A 12,053-nucleotide genomic window follows, 5' to 3' on the forward strand; every position below is an offset into this window, starting at 1 on the left:
TCAAAGTCCGGCAGGCAGGCGCAGCTGCCCCGGCACCATTCGCATCCTGGCATTGCCATCCAGCGAGATGGTGCGCGTCTCCAGGTCTGCATTGATCGCGTTGGCGCTGAACGTGCCCGCGGGCACCGCGCCGGAAATGCCGCCACTGCCGCGCATGGTCTTGTCTGCAAGGTCCACCGTGACATTGCGCGCCTGCATGGTGAAGCCGTCGGAAGCGACGAATTGCACCATTCCGTCGATCGTGACGCTGTCTTCCTCCAGCTGGAAGAAGCCCTTGTCCGCCACCAGCGATGCGGGGCCGCCCTGCAGCAGGATGCGGGCCTGCAATTCGCGCATCAGCACCACGGGCACGCTGGCGCTGCGCTGCACCGCCTCGTCAGCGCCGATGGAGAAGGGTCGGCCCTGGCCGTCCTGACCGCGATAAAGCGCGTTTTCCACGCTCAGCCGGTTGTCGGCAATGTCCACCTTGTTGCGATCGAGCAGGAAGCTGACCTCGCCGCGAGGGCTGAGCGGGGTGATCACCATCATTGCGAGCACGCTGCCCACCAGCGCCGGGAGCAGCCAGGCCAGCGTGCGCACAGTCTTGTCCAGCGCGCTGCCCGGGGCGGCGAATTGCTGGCGGCGTGTGCGGATGCGGTCTGCGGCTTCGCTCATGGCGGCTTACATGTGGCTGAAAATGTCGTGGTCCGCCCAACCGGCCAGGTCCAGCCGGGCGCGGGTGGGCAGGAAATCGAAGCAGGCCTGCGCCATTTCCGTGCGGCCTTCGCGTGCCAGCCGCTCCACCAGGATGACTCGCATGCGGTGGAGGTAACGCACGTCGGAGGCGGCGTAATCGCGCTGGGCCTCGGTAATTTCGTCGGCGCCCCAGTCGCTCGACTGCTGTTGCTTGGAGATGCTCTCGCCCAGCAGTTCGTCGACCAGGATCTTCAGGCCATGCCGGTCGGTATAGGTGCGCACCAGCTTGCTGGCGATCTTGGTGCAGAAAACCGGCGCGGCCATCACGCCAAGGTAATGTTCGATCGCGGCCAGGTCGAAGCGGCCGAAGTGATACAGCTTCGTGCGCGAAGGGTCCGCCAGCACGGCCTTCAGGTTAGGCGCGGCATAATCGCTGCCCACCTTGAAGCGCACCAGGTGCTCGTCGCCCCCGCCATCGGACAATTGTACGACGCACAGGCGGTCGCGCGCAGTGATCAGGCCCATCGTCTCGGTGTCGACGGCAATATCGCCCGGCGCCAGCACGCCTTCGGGCAGGTCTTCTTCGTGAAAATATACAGCCATGGAAGCGCCCTAGGCCGATTGGGGATGGAGGGAAAGGGCAACTGGTGCGCGTGTGCGCCAGCCTGTATTCCCCGATGCATGAACGAAAGCGTTCCCGAAAGCTGGCGCGCCGCGCTGGAGCCGGCCCTGGCCACGCCGGAAGCCCGCGCTCTGGGCGGCTGGCTTCAGGCGGAGGAAGCCGCTGGCAAGACGATCTATCCCCCGCGCGGACAGCGCCTGCGTGCGCTGGAGCTCACGCCGCTGGAGGATGTGAAGGCGGTGATCATCGGGCAGGATCCCTATCACGGCCCGAGGCAGGCCATGGGCCTCAGCTTCTCCGTACCGCGCGGAGAGAAGCTGCCGCCCAGCCTGCGCAACATCTACAAGGAGCTGGCGAGCGATCTGGACATCGCAGCGCCGCAGCATGGCGACCTGATCGCCTGGGCGCGGCAGGGCGTGCTGCTGCTCAATACATCGCTTACCGTGGAAGCCGGAAAGGCTGGAAGCCATGCGGGGCGCGGCTGGAAGGCCATCACCGATGCGATTGTCCAAGCCGTGGCGGACCGCGATGCGCCAACCGCCTTCGTGCTGTGGGGCGGCCACGCGCAGAGAAAGGCGCAGGCCATTGCGGGCCTGCAGGCCGGATCGCCGCATTTCGTGCTGTCGAGCCCGCATCCGAGCCCGCTTTCCGCCCATCGCGGTTTCTTCGGCAGCAAGCCATTCAGCCAGGTGAATGCCTTTCTGGAGCACAGCGGGCGCGGCGCAATCGACTGGCGGCTCGTTGATCGCAATCAGGCGTAAAAGCCGGCCGCCGCGCTGACTTGGGGGGCAGTCACGGCGGCCCTGTCCAACGCGTAAGCGCGGACAGCCAGTCCCGGGATGCGACCCGAAGGGCTGGGGCAAGCGGGGGCGGCTAGAGGCTGCCTGACGTAAAGGGAAGGCGGATTACCTATACATACGTATGTTTGCGACGAGGTGTTGCTTCAACGGGGCAATTGGGTGCTTCCGGTCAGCGCTTCGTCCACGCTTGCGGCGCACTGGCGGCCTTCACGGATTGCCCAGACCACGAGGCTCTGGCCGCGCCGCATATCGCCGCAGGCCCAGATGCCTTCCTCGCTGGTGGCGTAAGCACTCGTATCCGCATCCACATTGCCGCGATCGGTCAGGGCAACGCCGGCCTGGTCCAGCATGCCGGTTTTCTGGGGGCCGAGGAATCCCATGGCCAGCAGGATCAAGTCGGCCGGCAGGGTGAACTCGCTGCCGGGGACTTCTTTCAGCGAACCATCGGACCAGTCGGCGCGCACGCATTTCAGGCCGGTGACCTGGCCGTCCTGCCCGACCACTTCCTTGGTCAGCACGGCCCAGTCGCGATTGACGCCTTCCTCGTGGCTGCTGGACGTGCGCAGCTTCATTGGCCAGTCGGGCCAGGTCAGCAGCTTGTCTTCCATCTCGGGCGGCTGGGGCATGATCTCGATCTGCGTCACGCTCTTCGCGCCCTGGCGGTTGGACGTGCCCACGCAGTCGCTGCCGGTGTCGCCGCCGCCGATTACGATCACGTCCTTGCCCGTTGCCGTCAGGCTGCCGCGCGGGGCCGCGCGCGTCTCGTCATCGCCCGCATTGCGCTTGTTCTGCTGGGTCAGGAATTCCATCGCCAGCCGCACGCCGGGCAGCTCCGCACCGGGAATATCCAGCGCGCGGGGATGCTCCGCCCCGCCGGACAGCACCACGGCATCGAAGTTTTCCTTCAGGCTCTTGATGGACACATCTACGCCGATTTCCGTGCTGGTGCGGAAGGTGACGCCCTCGGCCTCCATCTGCACGGCGCGCCGGTTGATCAGCTGCTTTTCCATCTTGAAGTCGGGGATGCCGTAACGCAGCAGCCCGCCCACACGGTCGCTCTTCTCGAACACGGTCACGGTGTGCCCGGCACGTGCCAGTTGCTGCGCGCAGGCGAGCCCCGCGGGGCCGCTGCCGACCACGGCCACGGTCTTGCCGGTCTTGCGCGCGGTTTCCACCGGCTTGATCCAGCCTTCCTTCCACCCGCGATCGACGATGGCGCATTCGATGCTCTTGATGGTCACCGGTTCCTCGGTGATGTTCAGCGTGCAGCTCGCCTCGCACGGGGCGGGGCAGACGCGGCCGGTAAACTCCGGGAAATTGTTGGTGGAATGCAGCACTTCCAGCGCGTTGCGCCAGTCGCCTTCGTACACCAGGTGGTTCCAGTCCGGGATGATGTTGTTTACCGGGCAGCCGTTGTGACAATACGGGATGCCGCAATTCATGCAGCGCGCCGCCTGGTTGGAGATCGCCTCTTCCGAATGCGGGATGGCAAACTCGCGGTAATGCTTCAGCCGCTCTTCCGGCGCCGCATAGCCGCGGTCCTGCCGCTCGATTTCGAGAAAGCCCGTTTCCTTGCCCATGTCCCTTACTCCGCCGCCACGCTGGCGGCTGCTTCGCGTTCGGTTTCAAGCTGCTTGAGGGCGCGGGCATAATCCACCGGCATCACTTTCTTGAACTTGCCCAAAGCATTGTCGAAATCGTCCAGCAGCGCCGCGGCCCGTGCGCTTCCGGTGTGCAGCTTGTGCCGTTCCAGCAGCACGCGCAGGCGCTGCGCATCGTGGTACAGGGGATCGCCCATGCCATTGTCGCCGACATGGCTGGCGCGCTGCTGCGGCAGGCCTGTCCCTTCCGGGTCTTCCGCATCGGCCGCAATCGGCTCCAGCGTGACCTGCGCCAAATTGCAGCGCAGCAGGAAGGTATCGTCGGGGTCATAGACGTAAGCGATGCCGCCGCTCATCCCGGCCGCGAAATTGCGGCCCGTCGGGCCAAGCACGCAGACAACGCCGCCGGTCATGTATTCGCAGCCATGGTCGCCCGTGCCCTCGACCACGGCGACCGCGCCCGAATTGCGCACAGCGAAGCGTTCACCCGCAACGCCGCCGAAATAGGCTTCGCCCGCGATGGCGCCGTAAAGCACCGTATTGCCCACGATGATATTTTCGCCCGGATCGCGGGACACGCCTTCGGGCTGCTTCACGATGATGCGGCCGCCCGACAGGCCCTTGCCGACATAGTCATTGGCATCGCCGGTCAGGTCCAGCGTTACGCCGTGCGCCAGCCATGCCCCGAAGCTCTGCCCGGCAACGCCGGTCAGGTTGATACGCAGCGTATCGGCCGCCAGGCCCTCGTGACCATGCGCCTTGGCAATCTCGCCTGAAAGCATTGCGCCCACGGTGCGGTTCACATTGCGCACCTCGCGCGTGATCACCATCGCCTCGCCGGACTGGATGGCGGCCTGCGACTCCTCGATCAGGCTGACATCGAGGACCGCGCCAAGGCCATGGTCCTGCTCTTCGGAATGATAGATGGTGTGCCCGTCATGCGGCTCGACCTGGTGCAGCAGCTTGCCAAGGTCCACGCCGGCGGCCTTCCAGTGGCGATGCACGCGGGCCATGTCGATCCGGTCCACCCGGCCGACCATTTCGCCCACCGTGCGGAAGCCCATGTCCGCCATGATCTGGCGCAGCTCTTCCGCGACATAGAAGAAGTAGTTGATGACATGCTCTGGCGTGCCGACGAAGCGCTTGCGCAGTTCCGGGTTCTGCGTCGCGACACCCACCGGGCAGGTGTTGAGGTGGCACTTCCTCATCATGATGCAGCCCGCCGCGATTAGCGGGGCGGTGGCAAAGCCGAACTCGTCCGCACCCAGCAGCGCTCCGATGGCCACGTCGCGGCCCGTGCGAAGGCCGCCATCCACCTGCACGGCGATGCGGCTGCGCAAATCGTTCAGGATCAGCGTCTGCTGCGTTTCGGCGAGGCCGATCTCCCACGGGGAACCGGCATGCGTCAGGCTGGTCAGCGGGGACGCGCCCGTGCCGCCTTCATAACCGGAAATGGTCACATGGTCGGCGCGCGCCTTGGACACGCCGGCGGCCACCGTGCCCACGCCCACTTCGGACACCAGCTTCACGGAAATGCGCGCGACCGGGTTCACGTTCTTCAAATCGTGGATCAGCTGCGCCAGGTCCTCGATCGAATAGATGTCGTGGTGCGGGGGTGGGCTGATCAGGCCCACGCCCGGCGTCGAATGGCGCACCGCGCCGATCCGCTTGTCCACCTTGTGGCCGGGCAGCTGGCCGCCTTCACCCGGCTTCGCGCCCTGCGCCATCTTGATCTGGATATCGTCCGAATTGGCGAGATATTCCGTCGTCACGCCGAAGCGGCCGCTGGCGACCTGCTTGATGCGGCTGCGCATGGAATCGCCGTTCTCCAGCGGCTTGAAACGGAACGGCTCCTCGCCGCCCTCGCCGGTGTTGGAACGGCCGCCGATGCGGTTCATCGCGATGGCCAGTGTGGAATGCGCCTCGTGGCTGATGGAGCCGAAGCTCATCGCGCCGGTGCTGAAGCGTTTCACGATGCTTTCCGCGCTTTCAACCTCTTCCAGCGGGATGGCCGTGTCCGCCGTCTTCAGTTCCATCAGGCCGCGAATGGTCAGCAGCCGTTCGGACTGCTCGTTCACGCTCTTGGCGAATTCCTCGTAATTCTTGGGGTTCTCACCGCGCACTGCGTGCTGGAGGTTGGCGATGTTCGCCGGGGTCCAGGCATGCTCCTCGCCGCGCAGGCGGTATTGGTAGATGCCGCCGACATCGAGCATGCTCTTGTAAAGCGGATTGTCGCCGTAAGCGGTGGCGTGGCGGCGCACCGCTTCGGTCGCCACTTCCTGCAGGCCCACGCCTTCGATGGTGGTGGCCGTGCCCTTGAAATAGCTGTCGATGAAGGCGCTGGACAGGCCGACAGCATCGAAGATCTGCGCCCCGCAATAGGACTGGTAAGTGGAGATGCCCATCTTGGACATCACCTTCTGGATGCCCTTGCCGATGGCCTTCACGAAGTTCTTCTCGACCGCCTGCGGGTCCAGGTCAGGGACCTTGCGGGCGCGGATATCCTCCAGCGTCTCGAAGGCGAGATAGGGGTTGATGGCTTCCGCCCCGTAACCTGCCAGCACGCAGAAATGGTGCACTTCGCGCGCTTCGCCGGTTTCCACGACCAGCCCGGTCTGCATCCGCAGGCCCTGCCGCACCAGATGGTGGTGGACGGCTGCCGTGGCCAAAAGGGCGGGCATGGGAATGCGGTCCGCCGAATGCGCCCGGTCGGACAGGATCAGGATGTTCTTGTCCTGCAGCACGGCTTCCGTCGCGGCCCAGCACATCTCCTTCAATGCCATCTCGAGGCCCTCTGCCCCGCTGGCGGCATCCCAGGTAATGTCGATGGTCTCGGTGCGGAAAGCACCGTCCAGGCTGGTTTCGACCGAGCGGATTTTCTCGAGGTCCGAATTGGTCAGGATCGGCTGTTCGACTTCCAGTCGCCTGTGCGTGCCGGCCTCGCGGCCCAGCAGGTTCGGGCGCGGACCGATCATCGAAAGCAGGCTCATCACCAGCTCCTCGCGGATCGGGTCGATCGGCGGATTGGTGACCTGCGCGAAGTTCTGCTTGAAGTAATCGTAAAGCAGCCGCGACCGGTCGGAGAGAACGGCGATGGGCGTGTCCGTACCCATGGAGCCGATGGGATCCTCGCCGTTCACCGCCATGGGTTCCAGGAAGCGGGAGATGTCCTCTTGCGTGTAACCAAAGGCCTGCTGACGGTTCAGCAGCGATGCCTCCGGCTCGCGCACGGCGTCCTTGTCCGTCTCTATGGTTTCAAGGTCGGCCAGCTTGTACTGCGCGTCCTTCAGCCACTTGTCGTAAGGATGCGCTGAGGCCAGCTGCGCCTTCAGCTCGGCGTCTTCAACGATGCGACCTTCTTCCAGGTCGATCAGCAGCATCTTGCCGGGCTGCAGGCGCCATTTCCGCGTAATATCCTCTTCCGCAAACGGCAGCACGCCGCTTTCGGAGCTGAGGCAGACCAGGTCATCCTTCGTCACGCAGAAACGCGCCGGGCGCAGGCCGTTGCGGTCCAGCGTGGCGGCGATCTGGCGGCCATCGGTAAAGGCCACGGCGGCCGGGCCGTCCCACGGCTCCATCAGCGCGGCGTGATATTCATAGAAGGCCTTGCGCGCCGGATCGATCAGCGGATCGCGCGCCCAGGCCTCCGGGATCAGCATCATCATCGCGTGGGCGAGGGAATATCCGCCCAGCAGCAGCAGCTCCAGCGCATTGTCGAGGCAGGCGGTATCGCTCTGCCCGTGCGGGACGATCGGCCACAGCTTGTCGAGGTCGGCGCCCAGCAGCTCGCTTTCCATCGTGCGGCGGCGGGCGTTCATCCAGTTCACATTGCCGCGCACCGTGTTGATCTCTCCGTTGTGAGCGATCAGGCGGAAGGGCTGGGCAAGGCGCCAGCTGGGGAAGGTGTTGGTGGAGAAGCGCTGGTGCACCAGGCCCAGTGCGCTGGTGCAGTCCGGATCGCGCAAATCGTCGTAGAAACTGCCCACCTGCGTAGCCAGCAGCAGCCCCTTGTAGACCACCGTCCGGCTGGAGAAACTGGGGATGTAGAGCCTCTCCAGCCCTGGCATGCCGTGCTTCTTTGCCAGTTCCTTCAGCGGGTTCTGGGTCTGCTTGCGGATGACGATCAACTTGCGTTCGAACGCGTCCTGGTCGGCGCAGTTCTCGCCGCGGGCGATGAAGCACTGGCGGATCACCGGCATCGAATCGAGCACTGCCTTGCCCAGCCCTTGCGTGGTGGTGGGCACATCGCGCCAGCCGATCAGGCCTTGGCCTTCTTTGGCGATGAATTTCTCGAACTGCGTGGTGATGAAATCGCGCGCTTCGGCTTCCTGCGGCATGAAGCACATGGCGACGGCATAATCGCCGGCCGCAGGCAGGGTCAGGCCCTTGCCGTCCGCCCATTTGCGATACAGCGTATCGGGGATCTGCATCAGCAGGCCCGCGCCGTCACCCAGCAGCGGATCCGCCCCCACCGCGCCGCGATGGTCCAGGTTCTGCAGGATCTCCAGCGCCTGGCTGACGATGGAGTGACTCTTCTCGCCCTTGATATGCGCGATGAAGCCGACGCCGCAGGCGTCATGCTCGTTGCGGGAATCGTACAAACCTTGCGGGGCGGGAAAATCGTCCAAGGCGGCCCTTCCTGTCGCTCTCTAACCGGGCCGGAGCGGGGGACAGGGCGTCAGAATGGTTTCATCCGAAACGAAACCGCGCCCACCGCACCGGGTGCTTTCACAAAATGTCGCGAAAGCCCCTATTGGAGACAGGAAACTGTTTTGGCAAGATTCGTGGCGGCGCGTTTTGCTGCGCCGCAGCAAAGTTGGACTTTAGGCGGCGCCGCTGATGCGTTGCAGCGTTTCCAGCGCCTCGCGCAATTCGCGCTCGGCCTTCTCGCGATCGGCCGGCGCTTCAGCCGCAGCCATGCCTGCGGGCGGGTCGAACGGACGCGGGGCCGCGCTTGCTGCCTCTGACGGCTTGCCATCGACCGCGGCCTGCGGCGGGAAGCTGACGCTCTGCTGGACGCCATCGTCTTCCGGCTCGTCCACGCGGACGAATTCCTGTTTGCGAGCGAAGGGGTTGGACATTTCCGACAGCGAGCCGAACCGGTCGGTGCTCTCGTCCGCCACGTCTTCGCCCGCCTCATCGTCATGCGCCTCATCCTCGTGCGCGTCGACCGCCTGCGGGGCCTGGAAGACCTGCCGCGGCTGGCTCGGATCGGCACGCATGGCATTGAGCGGCAAGGTGAGCGAAGCGGCGAGATCGTCGCTGTCGTCATCCTCATCGTCATCATCATGCACAGAGAGATCCATCCGCGCGAAGGGATTGGATGGCGCGGGCGGGGCGACCGGGGTTGGCTCGGCTGCGAAAGCGGGCTGCGCTTCGGCTACCTGTTCCATCGGCTCTGCGGGCTCGGGTGCCTGCTCGGGCGGCTGCTGGGGCGCGGCAAAAGCCTGCGGCATGGCGGACTGCGCTGCGGGTTCCGTAGCGGGAGAGGGTGCCGAGAAGTCGGCAGGCGCGGCGGCCTCAGGCTTCTTGAAGAAGCTGGCAACTGCGCTGGCGACATCGTCGTCCTGCAGCGGGTCGATTTCTTCTGCGGCCAGTGCCGGAACGGCACCGCGGGCGTCCAGGCCAGCCGGTGCGGCCTGCGGGGCAAAGGCCGGCTGCGGCGCCGCAGCAGCCATTTCCTGCCGTTTACGGATCGCGCCGCCAAGCCGCTCGGCCAATGCCATCAGGCCGGGTTCGGACCCGCTTTGCTGCGGTGCCGCCGGCTGCTGGACGGGCGCGGCATGGAGCTGCGGCTGGTCTTCGGGCGTGAATTCACTGGGCATGGCGGGCCTTTCGGCGTGGATTGGGGGTGTGGCCGCAAGGGGCTCTGCTGCGTGGTCGTGCGGCATCTCGAAAGAAGCAGGCTGCGCGGGCATCTCTGCCTGCGATGGCGCGGAAAATGCCAGCGTTTTGGCCGGTTCCGGTGCCGGCTCATAGGTTTGCTTGATGGCAGGGTCGGAAATCAGATCGGTGATAGGTTCGGAATCTGGTTCCGGCGCCGGCATATCCGGCTGGAAGAGCTGACGCTCGCTCGCCAGCGAAGGCGCAGAAAACTGCAGTGGCGGCGATGCTGCCGAATCGGCTTCGTCAGCCGGTTCGGCTGCGTCTTCGCCGTCTTCGCCGACTTCGGCCGTGTCATTGCGCAAATGTTCAAGGTGGACGGGCTCCGGATCATCCGGCTCACCTTCTTCGCTGGCGAAATCGCCCAGCTCCAGCGCGTCGATGTCCACCGGCTCGTGAACGGGCGATCCTTCGCCTTCACCCGGCACGGGCACATAAGTCATGTAATCGCTCGGGCCTTCATCTTCCTCGATGGCGAGGGAGCGGCGCTTCTGCTTCTGTCCAGCAGGCTGCTCGCCGCCGAGGCCCTCTTCACCCAGTTCGTCCCGCGCGGAGATCGGGGTCGGCGCGGACGTGCCGCCACCCGCAATCTCACCGAAAAGCGCGCGGCCTTCCGGCTTCGGAGCTTGCGCATCGGCCACCTTGTTGCCCAGCCAATAGCCGAAGCCCGCGCCGATCGCGGCGAAACCAAGGGCCATGGAAAGGCGCGCCGTCATGCCGAGCGGCGGTTGCGCGGCGGCGAAGAAGGATGAAATACCCGTCGCCGTCACGAAGGATTCGAGCAGGGCAATCGGCAGGACCATGCAGCCCAGGCCGAACAGCGCGGCGAACCACAGCGCCACCACGGCCGGAAAGGCCGGATGCGCGCTGATGGGCGGTTTTCCACCCTTCGCGCGGCTTTGCTGTTTCACGGTATCGGCAGCAAGTGTGGCCAAGATAACCCCGTCTCGTTTCGTTTGCGGTCAGGCACGCCTCAGGCGGCGCGCATGTCCCGGCGGTCGGAAGGGCTGTCTAGCAACAGATGGTAAACGTCTGGATAACGCTGTGCATTGCGGGCCCAGTCGTGCTTTTCGCGCACGTGCTGGCGTGCCCTTTCGCGCATTGCGGGCCAGGCCGGCTTGCGTTCGATCAGGTCCGCCAGCGCTTCTGCAAGGGCTGCCGGATCGTCCGGCGCGAACAGCGTGCCGGTGGAACCATCGGTCACAAGTTCCCGGTGTCCGCCAACGTCCGACGCTGCGACCAGTCTGCCTTCGGCCATCGCTTCGAGTGGCTTCAGCGGCGTGACCAGTTCTGTCAGGCGGCTGGCTTTCCGGGGATAGGCCATGATGTCGCACAAGGCGTAGTAATCCTGCACCTCGCCATGCGGCACGCGGCCGGTCATCACGATGGCAGGTGCAGCGGAGGAGGCTTCGGCTGCCGCGCGGATTGCGTCCTGCATCGGCCCGCCGCCCACCAGCAGCAGGCGTGCCCCGGGCTGGCGTTCGATCAGGCGCGGCATGGCTGCGACGAGATCGTCCAGCCCTTCGTAATCGTAGAAACTGCCGATGAAGCCGATCACCGGCGCGCCGTCCGGGATGCCGAGGCGCTTCGCCAGAGCCGCATCGCGCGGGGGAGGATCGCCGAACAGCGACAGGTCCACGCCATTGGGCATGATGCCGATCTTCCCGCCATCGAAACCGCGAGTGACCAGATCGTCGCGCAGGCCATGACAGATGGTGAAGACCGCGTCCGCTTCCGACACGACATGGTTTTCAAGGCTGCGCGTCAGGCGGTATTTGACCGATCCCTCGCGCCCCGTGCCATTGCCTACGGCCGCATCTTCCCAGAAGGCGCGGATCTCATAGACGAAGGGGATGCCCAGCCGGCGCGCAGCCTTCTTGGCCGCCATGCCGCACAGGGCGGGCGAATGGGCGTGGAGGATGTCAGGCTTATAGTCCGCCGCAGCGCGCTCGATCGCCTGCGCCAGCGCATTAACCTCGCGCCATTCGCCGACGCCAGGCGGGCCCGAGGCGGCGCCGGGTGTGCGGTAAAATGTGAGCCCGTCCGCTTCTTCCACTTCCGGTCCATCGGCGCTGTGGCGCTGCCCGGTGATGCCGCGCACCTCCAGACCCAGCGCCTGCTGCGCCTTCAGTATGGCGCGCGTGCGGAAGGTATAGCCACTGTGCAGCGGCAGCGAATGGTCGAGGACGTGGAGGATGCGCAAGGGGCGGGTCATGACGGGGCCTGCCTGCCACAACACCCTTAACGCCGCGTCAACTGCATGGCGCTATCACGCAGGCCATGGGCGCATCCGCCCGCGCCATTGAGCACGCCGAGACATGATCGACATCGCCACCGTCCTGCTGATGCACGGCCTGCTGCTGGTCATGTTCGCGCGCCTGCTGACGCGGGACGAGCTGGACAAGGAAGAACAGCCCCGGCGCCCCCGGAGCGGCAAGCCCGCACCGGGTGACGGTGAGGCGGACGGCTGAG

At 65.6% G+C, this 12,053-nt stretch carries 8 protein-coding genes; 2 read left to right on the plus strand and 6 right to left on the minus strand.

All coding sequences use genetic code 11. The annotated features are described in order from the left end of the window. Both lptC and A6F65_RS02950 read right to left on the minus strand, forming a co-directional pair. Positions 1–654, minus strand: a complete 654-nt coding sequence (gene lptC, locus A6F65_RS02945) for an LPS export ABC transporter periplasmic protein LptC (protein WP_067785821.1) — start codon at positions 652–654, stop codon at positions 1–3. 6 nt (positions 655–660) lie between these two features. After that, positions 661–1,278: a ribonuclease D gene (locus A6F65_RS02950; RefSeq protein ID WP_067785826.1), complete on the minus strand. Its 618-nt coding sequence runs from the start codon at positions 1,276–1,278 to the stop codon at positions 661–663. 78 nt (positions 1,279–1,356) lie between these two features. On the opposite strand from A6F65_RS02950, the gene ung reads away from it, so the two are divergent. After that, on the plus strand, positions 1,357–2,058 hold the full coding sequence (gene ung / locus A6F65_RS02955; protein WP_067785829.1) for a uracil-DNA glycosylase: 702 nt from the start codon (positions 1,357–1,359) through the stop codon (positions 2,056–2,058). Positions 2,059–2,240: 182 nt separating this feature from the next. Here the strand turns inward: ung and A6F65_RS02960 are convergent, their stop codons facing one another. From A6F65_RS02960 to A6F65_RS02975, 4 genes are all read right to left on the minus strand, one after another. Further along, entirely contained in the window at positions 2,241–3,677 is a 1,437-nt protein-coding gene (locus A6F65_RS02960) for a glutamate synthase subunit beta (RefSeq protein WP_067785832.1), read from the minus strand. Between the two features lie 5 nt (positions 3,678–3,682). Continuing rightward, a complete protein-coding gene (gene gltB / locus A6F65_RS02965; RefSeq protein WP_067785836.1) occupies positions 3,683–8,326 on the minus strand; it encodes a glutamate synthase large subunit in 4,644 nt (1,547 codons plus the stop codon). A 195-nt stretch (positions 8,327–8,521) separates the two neighbouring features. Then, positions 8,522–10,516 carry a hypothetical protein gene (locus A6F65_RS02970; RefSeq protein ID WP_157093028.1) on the minus strand — a complete coding sequence of 665 codons (1,995 nt, stop codon included), beginning with the start codon at positions 10,514–10,516 and terminating at the stop codon, positions 8,522–8,524. A 38-nt stretch (positions 10,517–10,554) separates the two neighbouring features. After that, the gene (locus tag A6F65_RS02975; protein WP_067789865.1) at positions 10,555–11,796 is read right to left on the minus strand and encodes a TIGR04063 family PEP-CTERM/XrtA system glycosyltransferase; all 1,242 of its coding nucleotides are present in this window, start codon (positions 11,794–11,796) and stop codon (positions 10,555–10,557) included. Positions 11,797–11,899: 103 nt separating this feature from the next. Between A6F65_RS02975 and A6F65_RS12830 the strand changes: the two genes are divergently transcribed. Continuing rightward, entirely contained in the window at positions 11,900–12,052 is a 153-nt protein-coding gene (locus A6F65_RS12830; protein ID WP_157093029.1) for a hypothetical protein, read from the plus strand. The last annotated feature ends 1 nt before the right edge of the window (position 12,053 follow it).

Origin of the sequence: Paraurantiacibacter namhicola (assembly GCF_001687545.1) — a bacterium.
Lineage (GTDB): Bacteria > Pseudomonadota > Alphaproteobacteria > Sphingomonadales > Sphingomonadaceae > Paraurantiacibacter > Paraurantiacibacter namhicola.